23 protein-coding genes and 2 pseudogenes are annotated in these 22,261 nt (G+C 70.2%); 7 read left to right on the top strand and 18 right to left on the bottom strand.

Going from position 1 to position 22,261, the window contains the following annotated elements; genetic code table 11:
• Window positions 1-64: 64 nt before the first annotated feature.
• The 4 genes and pseudogenes from kstD to V8690_RS25255 form a co-directional block, all read right to left on the bottom strand.
• Entirely contained in the window at window positions 65-1,822 is a 1,758-nt protein-coding gene (gene kstD, locus V8690_RS25270) for a 3-oxosteroid 1-dehydrogenase (RefSeq protein WP_338782329.1), read from the bottom strand.
• 114 nt (window positions 1,823-1,936) lie between these two features.
• The gene (locus V8690_RS25265) at window positions 1,937-3,028 is read right to left on the bottom strand and encodes a substrate-binding domain-containing protein (RefSeq protein ID WP_338782327.1); all 1,092 of its coding nucleotides are present in this window, start codon (window positions 3,026-3,028) and stop codon (window positions 1,937-1,939) included.
• Between the two features lie 135 nt (window positions 3,029-3,163).
• Window positions 3,164-5,046: pseudogene (locus V8690_RS25260) on the bottom strand (long-chain fatty acid--CoA ligase).
• A 268-nt stretch (window positions 5,047-5,314) separates the two neighbouring features.
• Window positions 5,315-6,599 (bottom strand): annotated as a pseudogene (locus V8690_RS25255) (acetyl-CoA C-acetyltransferase).
• Between the two features lie 94 nt (window positions 6,600-6,693).
• Between V8690_RS25255 and V8690_RS25250 the strand changes: the two are divergent.
• Entirely contained in the window at window positions 6,694-8,031 is a 1,338-nt protein-coding gene (locus V8690_RS25250) for a 3-oxoacyl-ACP reductase (RefSeq protein ID WP_338782326.1), read from the top strand.
• Window positions 8,031-8,876 carry a MaoC/PaaZ C-terminal domain-containing protein gene (locus V8690_RS25245; RefSeq protein ID WP_338782324.1) on the top strand — a complete coding sequence of 282 codons (846 nt, stop codon included), beginning with the start codon at window positions 8,031-8,033 and terminating at the stop codon, window positions 8,874-8,876. The genes V8690_RS25250 and V8690_RS25245 overlap by 1 nt, the downstream gene beginning before the upstream one ends.
• A 44-nt stretch (window positions 8,877-8,920) precedes the next feature.
• On the opposite strand, the gene V8690_RS25240 is transcribed toward V8690_RS25245, so the two are convergent.
• From V8690_RS25240 to V8690_RS25200, 9 genes are all read right to left on the bottom strand, one after another.
• Window positions 8,921-9,586, bottom strand: coding sequence for a TetR/AcrR family transcriptional regulator (locus V8690_RS25240; RefSeq protein WP_338782322.1), 666 nt, complete (start codon window positions 9,584-9,586; stop codon window positions 8,921-8,923).
• Between the two features lie 81 nt (window positions 9,587-9,667).
• Window positions 9,668-10,969 (bottom strand): dicarboxylate/amino acid:cation symporter, encoded by a 1,302-nt coding sequence (locus V8690_RS25235; protein WP_338782320.1) that lies wholly within the window; start codon window positions 10,967-10,969, stop codon window positions 9,668-9,670.
• 62 nt (window positions 10,970-11,031) lie between these two features.
• A complete protein-coding gene (locus V8690_RS25230; RefSeq protein ID WP_330219385.1) occupies window positions 11,032-11,109 on the bottom strand; it encodes a putative leader peptide in 78 nt (25 codons plus the stop codon).
• Window positions 11,110-11,274: 165 nt separating this feature from the next.
• On the bottom strand, window positions 11,275-11,574 hold the full coding sequence (locus V8690_RS25225) for a DUF4229 domain-containing protein (RefSeq protein ID WP_338782318.1): 300 nt from the start codon (window positions 11,572-11,574) through the stop codon (window positions 11,275-11,277).
• A 104-nt stretch (window positions 11,575-11,678) separates the two neighbouring features.
• Entirely contained in the window at window positions 11,679-12,203 is a 525-nt protein-coding gene (locus tag V8690_RS25220) for a GNAT family N-acetyltransferase (RefSeq protein ID WP_338782316.1), read from the bottom strand.
• A gap of 16 nt (window positions 12,204-12,219) precedes the next feature.
• The gene (locus V8690_RS25215; protein ID WP_338782314.1) at window positions 12,220-12,870 is read right to left on the bottom strand and encodes a UdgX family uracil-DNA binding protein; all 651 of its coding nucleotides are present in this window, start codon (window positions 12,868-12,870) and stop codon (window positions 12,220-12,222) included.
• A gap of 24 nt (window positions 12,871-12,894) precedes the next feature.
• A complete protein-coding gene (gene mqnE / locus V8690_RS25210) occupies window positions 12,895-14,058 on the bottom strand; it encodes an aminofutalosine synthase MqnE (protein WP_338782313.1) in 1,164 nt (387 codons plus the stop codon).
• Window positions 14,059-14,095: 37 nt separating this feature from the next.
• Window positions 14,096-14,551 carry an Lrp/AsnC family transcriptional regulator gene (locus V8690_RS25205; RefSeq protein WP_338782311.1) on the bottom strand — a complete coding sequence of 152 codons (456 nt, stop codon included), beginning with the start codon at window positions 14,549-14,551 and terminating at the stop codon, window positions 14,096-14,098.
• Window positions 14,552-14,632: 81 nt separating this feature from the next.
• Complete coding sequence (locus tag V8690_RS25200; RefSeq protein ID WP_338782309.1) at window positions 14,633-15,319, bottom strand: UbiX family flavin prenyltransferase; 687 nt, start codon at window positions 15,317-15,319, stop codon at window positions 14,633-14,635.
• A 91-nt stretch (window positions 15,320-15,410) separates the two neighbouring features.
• Here V8690_RS25200 and V8690_RS25195 point away from each other — a divergent pair, with 91 nt between their 5' ends.
• A complete protein-coding gene (locus V8690_RS25195) occupies window positions 15,411-16,013 on the top strand; it encodes a rhomboid family intramembrane serine protease (RefSeq protein WP_338782307.1) in 603 nt (200 codons plus the stop codon).
• Here V8690_RS25195 and V8690_RS25190 read toward each other — a convergent pair.
• Genes V8690_RS25190 through V8690_RS25180 form a run of 3 tightly spaced genes read right to left on the bottom strand, consistent with a single transcriptional unit; the run spans window position 16,010 to window position 18,973 of the window.
• Complete coding sequence (locus tag V8690_RS25190; protein WP_338782305.1) at window positions 16,010-16,576, bottom strand: Uma2 family endonuclease; 567 nt, start codon at window positions 16,574-16,576, stop codon at window positions 16,010-16,012. The two genes, V8690_RS25195 and V8690_RS25190, sit on opposite strands and share 4 nt — an antisense overlap.
• A gap of 46 nt (window positions 16,577-16,622) precedes the next feature.
• Entirely contained in the window at window positions 16,623-17,525 is a 903-nt protein-coding gene (gene mqnP, locus V8690_RS25185; RefSeq protein WP_338782303.1) for a menaquinone biosynthesis prenyltransferase MqnP, read from the bottom strand.
• On the bottom strand, window positions 17,522-18,973 hold the full coding sequence (locus V8690_RS25180) for a menaquinone biosynthesis decarboxylase (RefSeq protein ID WP_338782301.1): 1,452 nt from the start codon (window positions 18,971-18,973) through the stop codon (window positions 17,522-17,524). The genes mqnP and V8690_RS25180 overlap by 4 nt, the downstream gene beginning before the upstream one ends.
• A gap of 69 nt (window positions 18,974-19,042) precedes the next feature.
• On the opposite strand from V8690_RS25180, the gene V8690_RS25175 reads away from it, so the two are divergent.
• From V8690_RS25175 to V8690_RS25165, 3 genes are all read left to right on the top strand, one after another.
• Complete coding sequence (locus V8690_RS25175) at window positions 19,043-19,342, top strand: PLD nuclease N-terminal domain-containing protein (RefSeq protein ID WP_338782300.1); 300 nt, start codon at window positions 19,043-19,045, stop codon at window positions 19,340-19,342.
• Between the two features lie 184 nt (window positions 19,343-19,526).
• The gene (locus tag V8690_RS25170) at window positions 19,527-20,132 is read left to right on the top strand and encodes a DUF6232 family protein (protein WP_338782299.1); all 606 of its coding nucleotides are present in this window, start codon (window positions 19,527-19,529) and stop codon (window positions 20,130-20,132) included.
• The gene (locus V8690_RS25165; RefSeq protein WP_338782297.1) at window positions 20,129-20,476 is read left to right on the top strand and encodes a hypothetical protein; all 348 of its coding nucleotides are present in this window, start codon (window positions 20,129-20,131) and stop codon (window positions 20,474-20,476) included. Before V8690_RS25170 ends, V8690_RS25165 begins: the two co-directional genes overlap by 4 nt.
• A 10-nt stretch (window positions 20,477-20,486) precedes the next feature.
• Here V8690_RS25165 and V8690_RS25160 read toward each other — a convergent pair whose 3' ends face one another.
• The gene (locus V8690_RS25160) at window positions 20,487-20,600 is read right to left on the bottom strand and encodes a DUF397 domain-containing protein (RefSeq protein WP_338785451.1); all 114 of its coding nucleotides are present in this window, start codon (window positions 20,598-20,600) and stop codon (window positions 20,487-20,489) included.
• Window positions 20,557-21,507, bottom strand: coding sequence for a helix-turn-helix transcriptional regulator (locus V8690_RS25155; RefSeq protein ID WP_338782296.1), 951 nt, complete (start codon window positions 21,505-21,507; stop codon window positions 20,557-20,559). Before V8690_RS25155 ends, V8690_RS25160 begins: the two co-directional genes overlap by 44 nt.
• A gap of 105 nt (window positions 21,508-21,612) precedes the next feature.
• Between V8690_RS25155 and V8690_RS25150 the strand changes: the two genes are divergently transcribed.
• Window positions 21,613-22,218, top strand: coding sequence for a hypothetical protein (locus tag V8690_RS25150; protein WP_338782295.1), 606 nt, complete (start codon window positions 21,613-21,615; stop codon window positions 22,216-22,218).
• Window positions 22,219-22,261 lie beyond the last annotated feature (43 nt).

Here is a 22,261-nt window from a genome sequence, read left to right as displayed (position 1 = left end):
CGTAACCCGCGTAACCCGTGTACCCGCGAACACGCCCGGCGGCCCCCGTCCCCCCGTACGCCCCCTACAGCACCCCCGCCACATCCCTCGCCGCGATATACCCGAACGTCATCGCCGGCCCGATCGTCGACCCCGCGCCCGCGTAACTGTGGCCCATCACCGCCGCGCTGGCGTTGCCCGCCGCGTACAGGCCCGGGATCACCGAGCCGTCGGGGCGCAGGACGCGGGCCCGGGCGTCCGTTCGCATGCCGCCCTTCGTGCCGAGGTCGCCGGGGACTATGCGGAAGGCGTGGTACGGGGGGAGCCAGAGGGGGGCCAGGCAGGGGTTCGGGAGGACCGACGGGTCCGTGTAGTAGTGGTCGTAGGCGCTGTCGCCGCGGTGGAAGTCGGGGTCCTCGCCCCGCCGTGCCTGGGAGTTGAAGCGGTCGACGGTCGTGCGCAGGGCCGCCGGCGGGACGCCGATCGCCGTGGCCAGGGCGTCCAGGGTCCAGGCCTGGTGCGCGGCGCCCGAGTCGTACCAGGCATCGGGGAAGGGCAGGGCCGGCAGGACGTCCTTGAAGAGGTACCGGTTGCGGTAGTTCTGGTCGACGATCAGCCAGGACGGGATGGCCGGTTCGGTGTCGTGGACGTCGTACATGGTGTGGACGACGTCGCTGTAGGGCGCGGCCTCGTTGACGAAGCGCCTGCCCGACCCGTTCACCAGCAGGGCGCCGGGGAGGGTGCGCTCGGCGAGGCAGAAGTACGGCCGGCCGGGGATCGGGATCGCCGGGCCCCACCAGGCGTCGTCCATCAGGTCGAGCGCCGCGCCGAGCCGCTCCCCCGCCCGGATCCCGTCGCCGGTGTTCTCCTTCGCGCCGACCGTCCACTCCGTGCCGATGGGCTGTCGCTGGTACCGGTCGCGCATCGTCGCGTTGTGCTCGAAGCCGCCGGAGCCGACGATCACGCCCCGGCGGGCGCGGATCAGGCCCGGGGCGCCGTCGCGGGTGACCACTGCTCCGGTGACCGTGCCGTTCTCGACGTGCAGGTCCGTCAACGCCGTGTTCAGCCACACCGGTACGCCCGCGGACCGCAGCCCCGCCCGCAGGCCCGCCGCCAGGGCCTGGCCCATGGTCAGCGGCTTCTCGCCCCGCAGGGCCGCCGCCGTCCCCCGTGCCAGACACTGTGCGGCGACGGCCGCACCCTTGGCGTTCACGGCGGCCAGGGCCAGCCACTTGTAGTCCGCGCTGAAGACCACCATGCCGGCGGGGACGTCCATGTACGGCGCGTTCAGGCGGGCCAGTTCGGCGCCGAGGATCGTGCCGTCGAGCTGGTCGGGCTCGATGGAGCGGCCGTTCGCCAGGCCGCCGGGCAGTTCGGGGTAGTAGTCGCTGTAGCCCTCCATCCAGCGGAAGCGCAGGGGGCTGTGGGCCATGACGTAGGAGATCGCCGCAGGGCCGTGGGTGAGGAAGGCGCGCTGCCGGTCGGCGGGGACGTCCGGGCCGACGACGGCGGCGAGGTAGGCGGCGGCCTTGGCCGGGGTGTCGGGGACGCCGGCCGCGAGGATCACCGGGTTGTTCGGGATCCAGATCCCGGCACCGGAGCGGGCGGTCGAGCCGCCGAAGGCCGGGGCCTTCTCCACGACGACGCAGCGCAGCCCCTGCCCGGCGGCGGTCAGCGCGGCGGTCATCCCGGCCGCGCCGGAACCGATGACGACGACGTCGTAAGTGCCGAGCGGGGGTAAGTCGGCGGCGTGGGCGCCCTGGTGCACTCCGGCGGCGACCGCGAGGCCGGCCCCGCGGCGCTGGCCAGCACTCGTCTTCGGGGAGGGGTACCAGGACGGCAAGCACGGGAAGCAGCGGGTGGTGCGGAGTTCATGCCAGTGGTCATGACTTCTCCAGCGCGACAGGATTCAAGGGGTGGGGAATGTCGCGCGGGCGCCCAGCGAAGTCAAGAGGCTCTACTCCAGGCCGATCGCCGCGCAGTCCGCCTTGTACTCCGCCGTGCAGATGTCCTTGACGGTGTAGACGCCGTCCGCGATCACCGTCTCCTTGATGTTGTCCTTGGTGAGGGCGACCACCGGCACCAGCATCGCCGGGATGTCCTTCTCCGTGGGGCTGTCGACCGTCTCCCTGGTCAGCGCGGCGAACTCGATCGAGCGGCCCTGGACCTTGGCCACCGCGATCTTCGCGGCGTTCGTCGCCTCCAGCAGGAACGACTTGTACACGGTCATGTACTGCTCCCCCGACACGATCCGCTGCACCGCGTCCAGGTTGGCGTCCTGCCCGGTCACCGGCGGGATCCTGGTCGCGCCCGCCTCCTTCAGCGCCTCGATGACGGCGCCCGCCATGCCGTCGTTGGCGGAGTAGACGGCGGCGATGTTGTTCAGGCCGACGGCCTGGATCGCCTTCTTCATGTTCGCCTTGGCGATCGAGGGCTTCCACTCCTTGGTGTCGTACTGCTCGACGATGTCGACCGCCCCCTGGAGCTCGCTCAGCGCGCCCTGCTTGAACCGTGCCGTGTTCGGGTCGGCCGGGTCGCCGTTCATCATGACGACCTTGCTCTTCTCGGCCTTCTCGCCGAGCTCCCCGACGATGGCGCGGCCCTGCACCTGCCCGACGAGTTCGTTGTCGTGGGAGACGTACGCGTCGATCGGGCCCTCGGCGAGCCGGTCGTAGGCGATGACCGGGATGCCGGCGTCCTTGGCCTTCCGCACGTCCGAGGCGATGGTCTTGGAGTTCAGCGCGTCCACCAGGATGACGTCGACCTTGTCGTCGATCATCTGCCGGAACTGCTCGCTCTGTCTGGACACGCTCGCCTCGGCGTTGGCGTACGTGACCTTGCCCTGGTTCTCGGTGAGGGAGGCGACCTCTTCCTTGATCAGGGGGTAGTCGAACTTCTCGAAGCGTGCCGTGTCCCGGTCGGGCAGCAGCAGGCCCACCGTGATGTCGTTGCCCTTCTTCACGCCCGCGGAGTCGTCACTCCCGCCGCCGCAGGCGGTGAGGGACAGGGCCGACACGGTGACCGCCAGGGCTATGGAGAGGGGACGCACAGCGGGCCGACGGGTGGTACGCGCTTTCACTGGTGGTGCCTTCCGGTGGGGAGCATCGCGACGAGGTGGCTGAAAGCCAACGGGCAGACACCTTGCGACGTCAAGAAGTCCGTGTAAAGAGATCGCAAAGGTGCCTCACCTCGCGTACAGGCCCTCCACTTCCGCCGCGAAGGCGCGCATCACCGCCTCACGGCGGAGCTTCATCGACGGGGTCAGATGACCCGCCTCCTCGGAGAAGTCCTCGGGGAGGATCACGAAGCGGCGGATGGACTCCGGGCGGGAGACCATCTTGTTGGCCTCGTCGACGGCGCGCTGGATCACGGCGCGGAGTTCCTCGTCGTCGACGAGGAGTTTGGGCGGCACGGGGTGTTTGCCGTTCATCTTGCGCCAGTGGGTGATGCCGTCCGGGTCCAGGGTGATCAGGGCGGAGACGAAGGGACGGCCGTCGCCCAGGACCATGCACTGGGAGATCAGCGGGTGCGAGCGCAGCCAGTTCTCCAGGGGTGCCGGGGCGACGCTCTTGCCGCCCGCGGTGATCAGCATTTCCTTCTTGCGGCCGGTGATCGTCAGATAGCCCTCGTCGTCCAGTTCGCCGATGTCGCCCGTGGCGAGCCAGCCGTCGGGGGCGGCGGGTACGACACCACCGGCCTGGGGGTCCCAGTAGCCGCGCAGGACGTGGTCGCCGGCGAGGAGGATCTCGCCGTCGGCGGCGATACGGACACGGGTGCCGGGCAGGGGCCAGCCGACCGTGCCCAGGCGGGGTTTCAGGGGCGGGGTGACGGTCGACGCGCCCGTGGTCTCCGTCAGGCCGTAGCCCTCGAAGATCTCGATGCCGGCTCCGGCGTAGAACGCGGCGAGGCGGCGGCCCAGGGGGAGCCGCCGCAGATGGCGTAGCGGACCCGGCCGCCCATGGCGTTGCGGATGCGGCGGTAGACCAGGGGGTCGTAGAAGGCCCGGGCGGTCCTGAGGGCGCGGGAGGGGCCGGGGCCGGTGCCCGTCTGCTGGGCCTCCATCGCCTCGCCGTAGCGCTGCGCCACCGCCACCGCGCGGTCGAACGACGTGACCCGGCCGCCCGCCTCGGCCTTGGCGCGGGCCGAGTTGAAGACCTTCTCCAGCATGTACGGGATGGCGAGCAGACAGGTCGGCCGGAAGCTCGCCAGGTCCGGGAGCAGGTTCTCCGCCTTGATGCTCGGCGCGTGGCCCAGCCGTACGCGGGCGCGGACACAGGCGATCGCCACCATGCGCCCGAAGACGTGGGACATGGGCAGGAACAGCAGGACCGAGGCCTCTTCGCTGGTCCTGGCCCTGAAGACGGGATAGAGGAGCTCGATCGCGTTGTCGACCTCGGCGAAGAAGTTGCCGTGGGTGAGCGCGCAGCCCTTGGGGCGGCCCGTGGTGCCGGAGGTGTAGATGAGGGTGGCGAGGGTGTCGGGGCCCAGCATGCCGCGCCGCACCTCGACCTCCTGGTCGGAGAGGTGCGCGCCGGCTTCCGCCAGCCGGTTCACGTGGCCCTTCTCCACGATCCACATGTGCCTGAGGTCGGGCAGGCGTTCGCGTTCCGGGCCGAGTGCGGCGGCCTGCCCGGCGAACTCGGTGACGAGGGCGACCGCGCCGGAGTCCTGGAGGATCCAGCGGGCCTGGAAGACGGAGGAGGTGGGATAGATGGGGACGGTGACCAGGCCGGCCGCCCAGGCGGCGAAGTCCAGGACCGTCCACTCGTAGATCGTGCGGGCCATCACGGCGACCCGGTCGCCGGGCATCAGACCTTCGGCGATCAGCCCCTTCGCCACGGCCAGCACCTGGTCGGCGAACCGGGCCGCCGTGACGTCGCTCCAGCGCCCGTCGGGGTTCTTGCGGCTGAGCGCCACGGCATCCGGGTGCGCGCTCGCGTTGTCGAACGGCAGGTCGGCGAGGGACCCGTGGGTCCACGGCGGCGCCAGGGGCGGTACGGACGCCTCACGGACCACCCCGTCCAGCCGCCGCGTCTCGGGCTCGACCAGGACCGGTCCGCCGTACATGCCACCGTAGGCGGAGGAGGGATGGGCAGTGGACACGGGCGGCTCCTGGGGCGCGCAGCGAAGGAACTGCTTGCTGCGATACGTACGTGCCTCGCACGCCGAGGCGCTCAACCGGTTGAATCCCCAGAAAGGGGGTTACTGACGGTAGGAACGGGATCGTACGGGCCTCACGTGATGGGTTTGTGCGGGTTCGGGGATGGTCCGGAGCCAGGCCTGTGCATTCTCGGGGGTTACGTGAGGGTATTTCAGCTTCGGTACGCCGTCGCCCTCAGGCCCGCTCCAGGATCGCCGTCACCCCTTGCCCGCCCGCCGCGCAGACGGAGATCAACCCGCGGGCGGGCGCGCCCCGTTCGGCGAGCAGCTTGGCCAGGGTCGCCACGATCCGGGCACCGGTGGCGGCGAAGGGGTGGCCGGTGGCGAGGGAGGAGCCCGCCACGTTCAGCCGGGCACGGTCCACCGTGCCCAGGCCCCGCTTCTCCCAGGCCGCGAGCGTCGCCAGCACCTGGGAGGCGAAGGCCTCGTGGATCTCGACCAGGTCGAAGTCGGCCAGGCCGAGTCCGGCTCGCTCCAGCAGGTGCGGAACCGCGTACGCGGGCGCCATGAGCAGCCCGTCCTCGCCGCCGGCGACGTCTCCGCCGACGAAGTCGACGGCCGCCGTCTCGTACGCGGTGAGATACGCCAGCGGCTCCAGACCGCGCTCGCGGGCCCACTCCTCGCTCGCCAGCAGCACGGTCGCCGCCCCGTCGGTCAGCGGGGTGGAGTTCCCGGCCGTCATGGTCGGGTCGGGGTCATCGAGGCCGAACACCGGCTTCAGGGAGGCGAGTTTCTCCACGGTCGAGCCGGGGCGCAGGTTCTGGTCGCGGGCCAGGCCGCGGAAGGGGACCACCAGGTCCTGGAAGAAGCCGCGTTCGTACGCCGCCGCCAGCCGCTGGTGACTGGTCGCCGCCAGTTCGTCCTGCGCCTGGCGGCCGATGCTCCAGGCGCGGGCGGTGACGGCGGCGTGTTCGCCCATGGACAGGCCGGTGCGCGGCTCGGCGTTGCGCGGGATGTCGGGGACGAGGTGACCCGGGCGCACCTCCGCCAGGGCCTTCACCCGCCCGCCCAGCGACTTCGCCCGCCGGGCCTCCAGCAGGATGCGGCGCAGGGCGTCGTTGACACCCAGGGGCGCGTCGCTCGCCGTGTCGGCGCCGCCCGCGACCGCCGACTCGGTCTGGCCGAGGGCGATCTTGTTGGCGGCGGGCGATGACGGCCTGGAGTCCGGTGCCGCAGGCCTGCTGGATGTCGTAGGCGGGGGTGGTGGGGTGCAGGCGCGAGCCGAGGACCGTCTCCCGTGCCAGGTTGAAGTCGCGGCTGTGCTTGAGGACCGCGCCGGCCACGAACTCGCCGACCGCACCCGGCTCCTGGAGCCCGTACCGCTCGACCAGGCCATCGAGGGCGGCGGTGAGCATCTCCTGGTTGGAGGCGGTGGCGTACGGGCCGTCGGAGCGGGCGAACGGGGTGCGCGCTCCGCCGACGACCACCACGCGCCGCACCGAGACCTTCTGGGGGCTCATCTCGACCCGCTCCTCGTCTGTGACGTAACCTTACCTACGGTAACCTTACTCCAGAGTAAGCAAATGTGAGCAGTCATCCGAGCTGGGAGTCGCCATGGCCGACCGCTATCTGAGCTTCACCGCCACCGGGCCCGGCCGCTTCCTCACCCGCCGGCTCGGTCTGCCCCAGCCCGCGGCCCTGACCCGCTGCTCCCCCGAGCGGCCCACCCTCGACGGCGGCCTCCTCCACCTCACCGCCGGCGGGTCCGGCCTCGACCTGGCGCCGGTCCTCGCCCGCACGGGGATCGCCCCGGCCGGATCCGACCGGGCGGCTGCCGTCCTCCTGGACGCGAGCGGGGTGCGGGACGTGGAGGGGCTCGCCGAGGTGCACGCGGCCCTGCACCCCGTCGTACGGTCGGTCGTCGCGAGCGGGCGCGTGGTCGTGCTCGGCGCGCCGCTCGACCCGGCCGACCACCACCAGGCCGCCGCCCAGCAGGCCCTGGAGGGCTTCACGCGCTCCCTCGGCAAGGAGATCGGCCGGGGCAGGACCGTGAACCTGGTCCGGCTCACGGACGCGGCGGCCGCCGAGTCCACCCTCCGCTTCCTGCTGTCGCCCGAGTCGGCGTATGTGAGCGGACAGGTGATCGAGGTCGGGGCGGGTGAGACGGGGTCGGGCGAGACCGCCCCGAACGACGAGTCCTCCACCCCCGTCGACTGGGACCGCCCCCTGGCCGGCCGCACCGCCCTGGTCACCGGTGCCGCGCGCGGCATCGGCGAGGCGGTCGCCGAGACGCTCGCGCGGGACGGGGCCCGGGTCGTCGTCCTCGATGTGCCGCAGGCCGAACGGGACGCCCGGCGCGTCGCCGACCGGCTCGGCGGCACCGCGCTGCTCCTCGACATCACGGCCGCCGACGCGGGCGCGCGGATCGCCGAGGCCCTGCCGGACGGCCTGGACCTGCTGATCCACAACGCGGGCATCACGCGGGACCGGCGCCTGGTGAACATGCCCGCCGAGCGGTGGATCCCGGTGCTGGAGGTGAACCTGGCGAGCGTGCTGCGCACGACGGACGCGCTGCTGAGGGCCGGGACGCTGAACCGGGGCGGCCGGATCGTGGCGACGGCCTCGATCGCGGGCATCGCCGGCAACGCGGGCCAGACCAACTACGGGGCGAGCAAGGCGGGCATCGTCGGCCTGGTCCGCTCCCTCGCGCCGCGCGCGCTCGCCGAGCACGGGGTGACGGTCAACGCGGTCGCGCCGGGCTTCATCGAGACGAAGATGACGGCCGCCGTCCCGCTGTTCATCCGCGAGGCGGGCCGCCGTATGAACTCCCTCGCGCAGGGCGGCCTTCCGGTCGATGTCGCCCAGACCACCGCCTGGCTCGCGCACCCGGCCTCGGGCGCGGTCAACGGGCAGGTCGTACGCGTATGCGGCCAGAGCCTGCTGGGGGCGTGATGGCCGACGCCGCTCTCGTCCTCACCGGGCCCCCCTCCCTCGCCCCGCTCCTCGCGCGCGGCGCCCTGCTGTCCGCCTTCAAACGCCCGGCCCCCGACGCGGAGTTCCCGCGCACCCGGCTCGTCCTGCCCGGCCTGCGCGTCGACCTCGCGCGGCTGGCGGCGTACGAGCGGGTCTGCGGGTTCCCGACCGGCAAGGACGCGCTGCCGCCGACGTATCCGCACGTGCTGGGATTCCCCCTGGCCGTGCGAATGATGAGCGGCCGGGACTTTCCACTGCCGCTGCCGGGCCTCGTCCACACGTCGATCACGATCACCCGGCACCGGGCGATGCCGGCCACCGGCGCGTACGAACTCACGGTGTACGTCGCGGGGTTGGCGCCCCACCGGCGCGGCACTCAGGCGACGGTCGTCACCGAGGCGCGGGAGGGCGGGGACGTCGTATGGGAGTCGAGGAGCACGTACCTCGCCCGGCACCGCACGCGACGGCCCGCCGAGGCTCCCCGGGAGGAGGTACGGAAGCCGCCGCCGGCCGTGGCCGAGTGGCGGCTGGCCGAGGATGTCGGACGGCGCTACGGGGCCGCCTCCGGGGATCGCAACCCGATCCACCTCCACCCGCTCACCGCCCGCCTGTTCGGCTTCCCCCGGGCGATCGCGCACGGCATGTGGACCGTCGCCCGCTGTCTCGCCGCGCACGGCACACCGGACTCCTGCCACGTTCGCGCGCAGTTCCGGGCGCCGGTCCTGCTGCCGGGGACGGTGACGTACGCGGCGGAGGACGGCCGGTTCGAACTGCGGGGCCGGGAGGACCGGATCCACGTGACGGGCGACGTCTGCCCCACCTGAGTGCCCACGTGGTCCTCCGGCCGGATCCACGTGACGGGGTCCGTCTATCCCACCGGAGTGCCCGCCTGCTCCTCCGGAGGTGACCACGGGCGCCCCGCCATGAGGTCGCCCAGGCCCGCCCAGGCGAAGTTCATCATCGTGGCGGCGGCCTGGCGGGCCGTGACGCCCGGGGTGGCGTTGGCCCAGGCGGCGAGCGACTCGGCGGCGCCGACCAGGGCCTCGGCGAGGCCGGCGACCTCGCGTTCGGGCAGGTCGGGATCGCGGTGGGTCTCGCGTGCGGCGGCGAGGATCAGCTGTGTCACGAACGCGACGATCTCCTCGCGCATCGCGGCGACTTCGGCGGCGAAGGGCTTGCCGTGCGTACGGGCCTGGAGGTGCAGGACCGACCAGCCGTCGGGGTTCTCGGCGGTGTGCGCGAAGAACGCGCCGAGCCCTTCCCAGAGTTGCCGGTCGGCGGGCAGATCGGGCCGGACACCGGCTCGCACGGCCTCGACGAGTGCCTGGGACTCGCGGCGGATGCAGGCGGTGAAGAGGTCTTCCTTGGAGTTCAGATACAGGTAGACCAACGGCTTGGACACACCCGCGAGTTCGGCGATCTCGTCCATCGACGCGGCCATGTACCCCCGTTGGCCGAAGATCTGCACGGCGGCGTCCAGCATCTGCTGTTCACGGACCGCACGTGGCATCCGCTTGGTCTTCACGGCACCCATACCGCTTAGCGTACGGTCCCCACTCGGCCGGCCCTCTCTCGGGAAACCGGAAGGAGGGCCGGCCCAGGGGGTGTCGGCTCGTCAGGCCGCCGCGGGGACCTGCTCGCGCTGCGCGCCCTGCGGCTCGTCCAGGGAGGAGCCGTCGGCCGTGGCGTAGGCCGTGCGGTCGAGCAGGTTCTCGCGGGCGGAGACCAGGACCGGGATCAGGGCCTGACCGGCGACGTTGGTCGCGGTGCGGATCATGTCGAGGATCGGGTCGATCGCGAGGAGCAGGCCCACGCCCTCCATCGGCAGGCCGAGGGTGGAGAGGGTGAGGGTCAGCATGACCGTCGCGCCGGTGAGACCGGCGGTGGCGGCGGAGCCGACCACCGAGACGAACGCGATCAGCAGGTAGTCGCCGACACCCAGCTGGATGTCGAAGATCTGGGCGACGAAGATCGCGGCGATGGCCGGGTAGATCGCGGCGCAGCCGTCCATCTTGGTCGTCGCGCCGAACGGCACCGCGAAGGACGCGTACTCCTTCGGCACGCCGAGCCGCTCGGTGACCTTCTGCGTCAGCGGCATCGTGCCCACGGACGAGCGGGAGACGAAGGCCAGCTGGATCGCGGGCCAGGCGCCCTTGAAGAACTGGATCGGGTTGGCCTTGGCGACGGTCGCGAGCAGCGTCGGGTAGACGCCGAACAGCACGATCAGGCAGCCGACGTAGATGTCGGCGGTGAACGTCGCGTACTTGCCGATCAGGTCCCAGCCGTAGGTGGCGATGGCGTTGCCGATGAGGCCGACGGTGCCGAGCGGGGCGAGCCGGATGACCCACCACAGCGCCTTCTGGAGCAGTTCGAGGACGGACTCGCTGAGGGTGAGGATCGGCTGGGCCCTCTCACCGAGCTGGAGGGCGGCGATACCGGCGACGGCGGCCATGAAGACGATCTGGAGCACGTTCAGCTCGGTGAACGGCGTGATGACGTCGGTCGGCACGATGCCGGTCAGGAAGTCGATCCAGGAACCGGTGTCCTGGGGCTTCGCACCGTCCTTGGGGGTGAGACCGGTGCCGGCGCCCGGGTTGGTGACCAGGCCGATGACCAGGCCGATGCTCACCGCGATCAACGACGTGATCATGAACCACAGGAGGGTGCGCGAGGCCAGGCGAGCCGCGTTGTTGACCTTCCGCAGGTTGGTGATCGAGACCAGGATCGCGAAGAAGACGAGCGGGGCTACGGCGAGCTTCAGCAGGCCGATGAACGTGTCGCCGACCTTCTCCAGGGTCGTGACCAGCCAGGACAGATCCTGGCCGCGGGCAAGCCAGCCGAGCAGCACACCCAGGACGAGACCGGCGATGATCTGGGCCCAGAAGGGCACCTTGAAGGACTTCGTGTGTGAGGACACGGACTGGCTCCGTTGGGGGACGCGAAGGGACTGACGTGGGAGACGACGGGGGTTGCGTTACGTCAGGGACGACAGGTAGCGGACGCGCACCGACAGAGATCCACGTGCAGGCGCGCCACGAGCGGAACGCTCAGGGGCATAGAGGGCGCGACTGCTGACTTCATGACATCGACCTTAACACCTGAACTTTGAGGACCTCAAAGCCTGGCTTTGACAGGCCGAAATGTGATACCACCCACACAAGGCAAAGCACCCCGTTTCCGAGCAAGTACGGAAACGGGGCGCTGTATGCCTGTGCGGGGACCTTACGAGGCCTGCCCCTGCGCCCGGGACGCGTCGTCGGCGACGTCCTCCTGGCTGCGGTTGGCCTCCAGGTTGGCCTTCATCCGGTCCACCCGCTGCACGATCTGCTCGGACGCCCGGTCCCGCTCCTTGCGCAGCACGACGAAGCTGATCGGCGCGGAGAGCAGCAGGGCGAGCATGACGATCCACAGGCCGTTGCTGGCACCGAGGCCGCGCGGGGCGAGGCCGGAGTAGACGAGGCCCCAGACGACCACGAGGCAGCCCACGAAGATTCCGAGGCGCATCAGCGTGTAGCGGAGCATCTCAATCCACTCTTCCGGTTGGAACGGCCAGAACGCACCCAAACGGGCACCGTCCAGTGAAGCACGCCGGACGGCCGATCTTGCAGGGGGGTACGAGGCCGGACTCAGGCGAGCGGCAGCAGCATGATGACGTCGTCCCGGTCGTCGCCGGGCGCCACCCGGATCGCGCCGGGGATGCGGCCGACCTCCTTGTAGCCGCAGGACTCGTAGAAGTGCTCCAGGCCGAGACCCCCGCGGCAGGTGAGGCGGATCGCCTCGATGCCGTCGAGCCCCCGGGCCGCGTCCGCGGCGGCGGCCAGCAGATCGCGCCCGTAGCCCTTGCCCTGATGACGCGGGTGCACCATCACCGTGTAGAGCCACAGCCAGTGCGTCATCAGGTGGTGCGTGTTGAGGGTGAGGAACGCGGTCGCCGCGACGCGCCCCTCCTCGTCGTGTCCGACGAGCAGCCTGACCCGCCCCTCCGCCATCGACGCGAGGTGCTGCACCAGCCAGGGACGGATGTCCTCCCGCGTCACCGGCGGCACGAAGCCGACGGCCCCGCCGGCGTTGGAGACGTCGGCCCACAGGTCGAGGATGCCGTCGCGCAGCTCGGGCGTGACGGCAGGATCGAAGGTGAAGGTAAGGGGCATGGGGCGATTGTAGCTATTACCCCAGTGCCTGCGCCGCCACTTTCAGGTCCGACAGCAGCCCCCGGTACGCCGCCTCCCGGTCGTCCGCCCGCAGCACCGACGACGGGTGCACCGTCGGCACCAGCCGCTCCGGCCGGCCGTGGATCTTCTCCTCCAGCACCGTGCCCCGCACCTGCGAGACCCGGAACGAAGACCCGAGCAGCGCCTTCCCGGCGGTGGCCCCCAGGACGACGATCAGCTCCGGCTCCACGGCCGCGAGCTCCGCGGCCAGCCAGGGCCCGCACGCGGTCATCTCCCGCAGGGTGGGCGCCTTGTGGATCCGGCGCTTGCGCGGCTCGGCCTGGGTGAACTTGAAGTGCTTGACCGCGTTGGTGACGTAGGCCTCGGAGGGATCGATGCCCGCCTCCTCCAGCGCACGGTCCAGGAGCCGCCCGGCGGGCCCGACGAACGGCTTCCCCTGCCGGTCCTCCTGATCGCCGGGCTGCTCCCCGACGAGCATGACGCGAGCGTCCTGGCTCCCGGCCCCGAACACGGTCTGAGTGGCGTCCCGGTGCAAGGGACACCCCCGGCACTCGGCAGCGGCCCGCCGCAGAGCGGGCAACCCACCGCGCTCAGGAAGGAAGGGTTCAGCGGTGTAGGCGTCCTCAGGCGCCTTGATGGCAACCATGCGGGCCGGGTACCCAGCTCAGCGTCACACCCGCATCGGCTGCGGCGATTCGCGCCGCTCCGGGTCGGGCCCGTCATACTCCCGAATGATCTCGTACCGCGTATTCCGCTCCACCGGCCGGAACCCCGCATCGCGAATGAGATCCAGCAGATCCTCACGGGTCAACTTGTTCGGCGTCCCGAAGTCGTCCGCATCATGCGTGATCTTGTACTCGACGACAGACCCGTCCATGTCGTCCGCACCGTGCTGAAGCGCCAGCTGCGCGGTCTGCACCCCGTGCATGACCCAGAAGACCTTGACATGCGGCACGTTGTCGAACAGCAGCCGCGACACCGCGAAGGTCTTCAGCGCCTCCGCCCCCGTCGCCATCTGCGTCCGCGCCTGAAGGCGATTGCGCACCTTGCCGTCCTGCATGTCGACGAAGTCGTGCTGGTAACGCAGCGGGATGAAGACCTGGAAACCGCCGGTCTCGTCCTGGAGCTCACGCAGCCGCAGCACATGGTCCACCCGGTGCCGGGGCTCCTCGATGTGGCCGTACAGCATCGTGCACGGGGTCTTCAGACCCTTCTCGTGCGCGAGCCGGTGGATGCGGGACCAGTCCTCCCAGTGGGTGCGGTGGTCCACGATGTGCTGCCGGACCTCCCAGTCGAAGATCTCCGCACCACCGCCGGTCAGCGACTCCAGCCCCGCGTCGATCAGCTCGTCCAGGATCTCGGACGCGCTCATCCCGGAGATGGTCTCGAAGTGGTGGATCTCGGTCGCCGTGAAGGCCTTCAGCGAGACGTGCGGCAGCGCGGCCTTCAACTCCCGCAGCGAGCGCGGGTAGTAGCGCCACGGCAGGTTCGGGTGCAGCCCGTTGACGATGTGCAGCTCGGTGAGGTTCTCGCTCTCCATCGCCTTCGCGAGCTTGACGGCCTCCTCGATGCGCATCGTGTACGCGTCCTTCTCCCCCGGCTTGCGCTGGAAGGAACAGTACGCGCAGGAGGCCGTGCACACGTTGGTCATGTTGAGGTGACGGTTGACGTTGAAGTGCACGACGTCGCCGTTCTTGCGCGTGCGCACCTCGTGTGCGAGACCGCCGAGCCAGGCCAGGTCGTCCGACTCGTACAGCGCGATGCCGTCCTCACGGGTCAGCCGCTCACCGGCCCTGACCTTCTCCTCCAGCTCGCGCTTGAGCCCGAGATCCATGCCCACACCTTTCTCCGACGACGTCCCCACCGTACGACTACGCTTCTTCGGGCAGCTCCCCGACCCGGTTCTCCCACTTCGTGGAGAGCACGATGGTCGTACGCGTCCGGGAGACGCCCTTGGTGCCGCTGAGCCGCCGGATGATCTTCTCCAGGCCGTCCACGTCCGTCGCGCGCACCTTGAGCATGTACGAGTCGTCGCCCGCGATGAACCAGCAGTCCTCGACCTCCGAGAGGTCCCTCAGCCGCTGCGCCACGTCCTCGTGGTCGGTGGCGTCGGAGAGCGAGATGCCGATCAGGGCGGTGACACCGAGACCGAGCGAGGCGGCGTCGACGGTGGCCCGGTAGCCGGTGATGACACCGGCCGCCTCCAGCCGGTTGATGCGGTCGGTGACGCTGGGTCCCGACAGTCCGACGAGGCGTCCCAGCTCCGCGTAGGAGGCCCGGCCGTTCTCCCTCAGGGCCTGGATGAGCTGCCTGTCCACCGCGTCCATTGCGATCGAAGCCTTCCGCTGAAGTTGTCCGAAAAGTCTGTGGTCTGTGATGACGTGCAGATGACGTACAGGGGGTGTGGCTCAGCCGGCGCGGTGTGATCCGCCGCCGAGCTCACCTTGCCAACGGCGGTAGAGCCGGTGTGGCACGCCCGCCGCGTCGAGTACGCGTCCGGCGACGAAGTCCACCAGGTCCTGGATGTGCGTCGCCCCCGCGTAGAAGGCTGGTGAGGCGGGTACGACGGTCGCGCCCGCGTCGTCGAGGGTGACCAGGTGCCGCAGGGTCTGGCCGTTCAGCGGGGTCTCGCGTACGGCCACGACCAGCGGGCGGCTCTCCTTCAGGGTCACGCTCGCCGCCCGCTGCAACAGGTCCTTCGACAGCCCGAGCGCGACCCCGGCCACGCTCGCGGTCGAGGCGGGCACGATCAGCATGCCCTTGGTGGGGTACGACCCCGAGGAGGGCCCGGCGGCCAGGTCGCCGGCGCTCCAGTGCCGTACGGCGTCGATGTCCACGGAGAACGTGCCGGGCTTGCCGTCGGCGCCCCGGGACAGCCATTCCCGCAGGTCGTCCTGCCAGTGGGCGTCCCGGAAGGAGATCCCGGTCTCGTCGAGCAGGGTGAGGCGGGAGGCCCGGGACACCACGAGGTCCACGCTCTCCCCGGCGGCGAGGAGGCCCCGCAGCACGGCAGCGGCATACGGGGTGCCGGAGGCGCCGGACACCCCTACGATCCAAGGCGTACGCGGTGTCTCGCCTGGCTTGACTGGGTTCACAAGACCGAGCCTATCCGGCGTCGCAGGGTGGGAACCGGCCAAGGGGGGCCGGGCGTTCCCCGGAGGGGACGAGCGAACGCTGGGGGTCGCGATGTCGGGTGTGGGAGCCGGGTGGTCACGCGGCGGCCGTGCGCTGGCCGCGGGCAAGCTGATGCTGGCCTGGATCGCGCTGCTGTGGCTGCTGGAAGTGGTGGACGTACTGAGCGGCCACGAGCTGGACGGCCTCGGCGTCACCCCGCGCGCCCCGTCCGAGCTGGTCGACATCGTCCCGTCGGCCTTCATCCACTTCGGCTTCGCCCATCTGGCCGCGAACACGGTGCCGCTGCTGGTCCTGGGCTTCCTCGCCGCGCTCTCGGGGCTGCGCCGCTTCCTGCTGGTCTGCGCGCTGATCGTGATCGTCGACGGCCTGGGCGTATGGCTCATATCCCCGGCCCACACCAACACCGCGGGCGCCTCCGGCCTGATCTTCGGCCTCTTCGGCTTCCTCCTGGTCAGCGGCTTCGTCGAGCGCCGCCCCTGGGGAGTCCTGGTCGGCATCCTCATCGCCGCCGTCTGGGGCGGCTCCATCCTGGCGGGCCTGGCCCCCACCCAGACGGGCGTCAGCTGGCAGGGCCACCTGCTGGGCCTGCTGGCAGGCGTGGCGGCGGCGTTCGTGTTCCGCCGCCCGGCAGCGAACCGAGCGCTCGCGTCCTAGGAACGCGCCTTCGGGTCCACCGGGAGCCGGGCGGTGGGGATCGTCAGCCTGCCGAGCGGGGAGTCGATGGCCAGTTCGGGGCCGTACGAGATGGTGTCGCGGCCTCGGTAGCCGTCGGGGCCGGGGTTCCACATGGTCACGACGTGCCCCTTGAGCGGATCCAGCACGAGGTAGTTGGCGATGCCTCGCGAGGCGTACCACCGGGGCTTCATCTCGTAGTCACGGCGGACACTTTCCGGGGAAACCACCTCGGCGACGAGCTCGATCAGGTCGGCGGGGTACGCGCTGAGGTTCTCGGCCTCGGCCTCGGCCGGAATGACGGCGAGGTCGGGGCAGAATTCGTTGGCATCGTCGAAGGGGAACGCGACATCGCTCACGAGGGCCCATCCCTCCGGCAACTGGCCTTCGACGATGGACCACAGCCGTTGGATGGTCTTCCCGTGGAACGGCCTGACCGGGTTCATCACGATGCTGCCCTCGACAATCTCCGTCAGGAAGCCGGGGAACATGTCCTCCAGCTTGCTGAGCTGCGAGTGCAGGCGGTCGATGCCCGAGACGGTCACGGTGGCCTCCCTGGGGTCCTGCCCTCGATGGTAGGCCGCACCGTAGCTACACGGTCAGGCCACGAACCAAGAGATCGATCAGCGCGCACACGAACAGGGCAATGCCGATGAAGCCGTTGACGCTGAAGAAGGCGCGGTTCACTCGGGAGAGGTCGTGGGGGCGGACGATGGTGTGCTCGTAGAGGAACGCGGCGGCGACGATCAGGAGGCCCAGCCAGAAGAAGGCGCCGGCGTCGGTGGCCAGGGCGTACCAGACGAACAGGGCCGTCGTGAGGGTGTGGCAGACCCGCGCGCCCCAGATGGCCGCCGGGATGCCGAAGCGGGCCGGGACGGACATGACGCCGATCTCGCGGTCCGTCTCGACGTCCTGGCAGGCGTAGATCAGGTCGAAGCCGCCGATCCAGATGCCGACGGCGAGACCGAGGATCACCGCGTCCCAGGACCAGGAACCCGTGACCGCCAGCCAGCCGCCGACCGGGCCCATCGCCTGCGCGAGGCCCAGGATGGCCTGCGGGAAGTTCGTGAACCGCTTGCCGTACGGGTAGACCACCATCGGGATCACCGCTATGGGGGCCAGCGCCAGACACAGCGGATTGAGCAGGGCAGCCGCGCCGAGGAAGACGACGAGGGCGATCAGGGCCCCCGTCCACGCGTGACGAACCGACATCGCGCCGGTCACCAGTTCGCGGTGCGCGGTGCGCGGGTTACGGGCGTCGATCTCCCGGTCGATGATCCGGTTGACCGCCATCGCGAAGGTGCGCAGACCGACCATGCAGATGGTGACCAGCAGCAGCCGGCCCCAGTGGACGTTCTTGTCCCACTGGTACATCGCCGTCAGGGCGGCGATGTAGGCGAAGGGCAGCGCGAAGACCGAGTGCTCGATCATCACCAGCCGGAGGAAGGCCTTCGTGCGTCCCGGCTGCGGGATCGCGGCGGATGCGGAGGTCACAGGCCGTACTCCTTCCAGCGGCGGTCCACCTTCGCCGCCGTCTCCGGATCGGACTCCACCATGTCGGGCCAGCCGCCGTCACGCGTGTAGCCCTCCTCGGGCCACTTCTTCGTCGCGTCGATACCGGCCTTGCCGCCCCAGAACTGCTGGTAGGAGGCGTGGTCGAGGTGGTCGACGGGACCCTCGACGACGCTGAGGTCGCGCGCGTAGTCGGTGTTGCCGAGCGCCCGCCAGGCGACCTCGTGCAGGTCATGCACATCGCAGTCGGAGTCGACGACCACGATCAGCTTGGTCAGCGACATCATGTGCGCGCCCCAGATGGCGTGCATGACCTTCTGCGCGTGCTTCGGGTACTTCTTGTCGATCGAGACGATCGCGCAGTTGTGGAAACCGCCCGCCTCCGGCAGGTGGTAGTCCACGATGTCCGGCACGATGATCTTCAGCAGCGGCAGGAAGAAGCGTTCCGTCGCACGACCGAGGGGCCCGTCCTCCGTAGGGGGCCTGCCCACGACGATCGACTGGAGCAGCGGCCGCTTCCGCATCGTCACGCAGTCGATCTTCAGGGCGGGGAAGGGTTCCTGCGGCGTGTAGAAGCCGGTGTGGTCGCCGAACGGCCCCTCGGGCAGCATCTCGCCCGGCTCCAGCCAGCCCTCGATCACGACCTCCGCCTGCGCCGGCACCTGGAGCGGCACGGTCTTGCAGTCGACCATCTCGATCCGCTTGCCCGCGAGGAACCCGGCGAACAGGTACTCGTCGATGTCTCCGGGCAGCGGGGCCGTGGAGGCGTACGTCACGGCGGGCGGACACCCGAAAGCGATCGCGACCGGCAGCCGCTCCCCGCGCCGGGCCGCGACCTGGTAGTGGTTCCGACTGTCCTTGTGGATCTGCCAGTGCATGCCGATCGTGCGCTTGTCGTGGCGCTGGAGGCGGTACAGCCCGAGGTTGCGGATGCCCGACTCCGGGTCCTTGGTGTGCGTGAGGCCCAGGTTGAAGAACGAGCCGCCGTCCTTCGGCCAGGTGAACAGGGCCGGGAGCTGGTCCAGGTCGACGTCGTCCCCGGTCAGAACGACCTCCTGCACCGGGCCGTCCTTCACCTTCTTCGGCGGTACGTGCGTCATCGCGCCGAGCTTCCCGAAGGCCTCGCGCACGCCGACGAACCCGTGCGGCAGCTCGGGCTTCAGCAGCCCGCCGATCCGCTCCGAGATCTCGGCGTACGACTTCAGCCCCAGCGCCTTCAACAGGCGCCGGTCCGTGCCGTACACGTTCATCGCGAGCGGCATGCTCGACCCGCGTACGTTCTCGAAGAGCAGCGCGGGGCCGCCGGCCTTCTGCACCCGGTCGACGATCTCCCCGACCTCCAGATACGGGTCGACCTCGGCCTTGATGCGCTTGAGGTCGCCCTCGCGCTCCAGAGCCCTGAGCAGGGAGCGAAGATCGTCGTAAGCCATGGGGCCCAGTATCCCCGAGCGGCTACCCTGGCCCTGAACCGCCCACCCGCTTTCGCTGAGAGGCCGCGCATGCTCCGGGTACTGATGTTCCTCGTGCCGCTGGCGCTGAGCGTGTACGCGTTCATCGACTGCATCAGCACGAAGGACGACGACATCCGTCATATGCCCAAGCCGCTGTGGGCGATCCTCGTGCTGCTGTTCCCGCTCGTCGGGTCGATCTCCTGGCTCATCGCCGGCAAGAAGCGGACGCCTGCGACTGGGGGTGGTTCCCGTCCCCGACAGTGGGTGGCGCCCGACGACAACCCCGACTTCCTGAAGTCCCTCGACGAGGAGAAGCGGGACGAAGATCCCAAGCGGGACGAGCCCTGAGCGACGCCGGCGCGGCAATCGTCGCCGCCTACGGCATCGACGCCCAGGGTCGTGCGGCTCAGCCGCTTCCACCGGCGCTCTCTGCACTGCGCAAACGACTTGCTCTCGGGCAACGCATGGTCGTCAATAGTGTTCAGGCAGTTACGGCTGTCACTTTGAACGCGTCGGCCCTCAGAAGGACTTCATGGAGACCCAGCAGCCGCCGGGGCAGTGGGACGTCCCGCCCCCGCCCGCCACTCCGCCCCAGGCCATGACCGACATCGAACTACGCGTCAGCAAGCGGCTGTTATGGGTCGGCGGCGCGGCCTACCCCTTGCGCAACATCGCGCGGGTGTACACCTTCACCCTCCACCCGAGGCGCAAGGAGGCGGTCATCCGCTTCCTTGCACGCACCGGGATCACCCTTGCCGTGGCCATCGGCCTGTCGATCATCGGCAGCGTGACGTTCCTCGCGAGCAGGTCCACGGGCAGCGGGCTCCTCACCTTCGTGTGGCTCGGCTCCGGCGCGGCGCTGATCTACTTCCTCGTGGACATGCTCTCCGTCGTCACCGCCCAGTCGCACTACGTCCTCGCCATCGAGACGGCCGGCCCCTCCACCGCGATGGTGACCAGCCGGAACCCCCAGCATCTGGACCAGCTCGTGGGCTACGTCGCCGGCGCGCTGGAGAACCCGGACACCGAGTTCCATGTGACGGTCGAGCGTCTCACCATCAGCTCGCCCACCAACTACTACTTCGGCGACAACGTGAACATGTACGGCGGCAACGGCAACGTGGGGATCGCGGCATGAGCGGCAACAACTACTACTACGGCGACAACGTCACCATGCACGGCGGCAGCGGCAACACGGGCATCGTGAAGAACGGCGCGACCGGCGACGCCATGGATCCCGCCCTGCGGCTGGCCATCGCCGGACTGCTCCAGGACGTCCGCGAGTTGCGCGACCAGCTTCCGCAGCCCAGCGCGCAGCTCATCGACGAGTCCCTGCCGGTGCTGTCGGCTGACGCCGCGCCTCCCGAGGAACGGCACCGTGCGCTGATGGCTGTCGCTGCGATCGCCGCAGCCGTCGGGGCCGTGGGCCAGCCGGTGGCGGAGGCGGCCAACCGGATCCTGCAGATGCTGAGCGGGCAGTAGTTCAGCGCCCTCAGCACACGCCGGCGAGGAAAGCGGACCAGGCGGACCGGGTGACGAGCAGGACCGGTCCGTCAGGGGTTTTACTGTCGCGGACGGGGACGACGCCGGGGGTATCGGGGGCTATTTCGATGCAGTTGCCGCCGTCGTTGCCGCTGTAGCTGCTCTTGATCCAAGTCGCCGCGCTCAGCTCGTGCCTGCTCATGATCCTGCTCGTACCCTTCCATCGTCTCGCCGATCAGGCCGGCGGATTCCGGGGCGGACAGAGCGTCGGCCCTGAGCACATCATAGGTACGGCTGTGCCCAGCGTAGAGCTCCGGATCGCTGTTGAAATGGCCACGGCTGAGCGACTCCGAGTAGACCCAACGCTCCCCCTCGGGCAGGGTGATGAGCGACATGGAGGTCGTGGGGTGGACGGCGTCGCAACAGGCGGCCGGGACAACCTGGATGCGGATGTTGGAGCGTCGGCCGACGCTCAGCAGATGTGCGCACTGGTCCCTCATCACGGCTGGGCCCCCGACCGCATTGCGCAGACAGCTCTCGTCCAACACGGCTAGGTACAGCGGACCGCCCTCGGCAAGGAAGCGCTGCTGGCGACTCAGGCGTGCTCGGACGCGGTCCTCGACCTCCTCGCCGCTCATGGTCTGCGACAGCAGTGCACGTGCGTAGTCCGGCGTCTGCAACAAGCCGGGAATGACCATCACTTGGTACTCGTACAACTGGACGGCCACGGCATCCATCTCAGCCCTCCGCCGAAACCAGTCAGGATGCTCCACCTGCGGATACCAGTCGATCCGCCCCCACAACCGCAGCAACACCCCACCCGTGCCGAGAAGTTCGTCGCACTTCTTCGCGAAACTCTCCTGCGGAACCCGCGTGCCCGCCTCCACCCGCGCCACGTGCGAGCGGTCGCACGGGATCTGCCTCGCCAGACCCTCCTGCGTGAGCAGCGCCGCCTCGCGGAAGTGCCGCAGCACCTCCCCGAACACGGCGGCCGTACTCGCCCCCGCCTCCCCGCCGTTCCGTCGGCTCACGGCCTCCCCCTCCGTGACAGTGCACCGGTGTCACACGCCAAGCATTGAACCGGACTGTTCCCCTGCGCAACGCTCGGTACACCCAGAGTTACGGAGGTGCACGGCATGGAACCGGGAACGCTCGTCTACGACCCTGCGACGCGCAAGGTCGGCGAGTATCAGGACAGGACCGGCCCGTTTGTGATGCTGCGCCCGGTCGGCGGCGGCCGGGAGTGGCAGGCGGACCCGGCGCGGATCCGGGTGGCGACCCTGGAGGAACGGCTCAGGGCGGGCGTACGCGCCGCCAACGACCGTTCCAGGGAAGGGCTGTCGGCCGATCCGAACCGGCCCCCCGTGCCCGTGCCCGGGTGCGCGGTGTGCGAGGAGCTGACCGTCCGGCGGGACGAGGCGCGGGCCGCGTTCGACGGGAGTGCCGTGACGGACGCGAACGTGTTGCTGCGCCAGCACCAGGGGAGGGAGCACGGCGGGGAACCGGCGGGGCGCCGCATCTTCCGGTACGTCCCGTACTCGATCGTGCAGGACGCGTCGGCCCTGCCGGAGTACCAGGCGTACTGCGTCTCGGGAGAGGAGGAGGACTGCGGGGCGAGTTCGGGTCCGCGCACGGCCCCGGCCGAGGTGGAGGAGTGGCAGCGCAGGCACACCCAGGAGACCAGGCACCTGCGCTACCGCCGCAGCTTCGCCGACTACGCGGTGCTGGAGAGGCAGGGCTGACGAGGCACGACGCCGCCGAAGAAGCGGGAGCCCCCGAGAGCCC

The sequence above is a fragment of the Streptomyces sp. DG1A-41 genome, from assembly GCF_037055355.1.
Classification (GTDB): Bacteria; Actinomycetota; Actinomycetes; order Streptomycetales; family Streptomycetaceae; genus Streptomyces.
The sequence above is the reverse complement of the archived record's forward strand: the minus strand, read 5'-3'. Positions and strand labels throughout refer to the sequence as shown.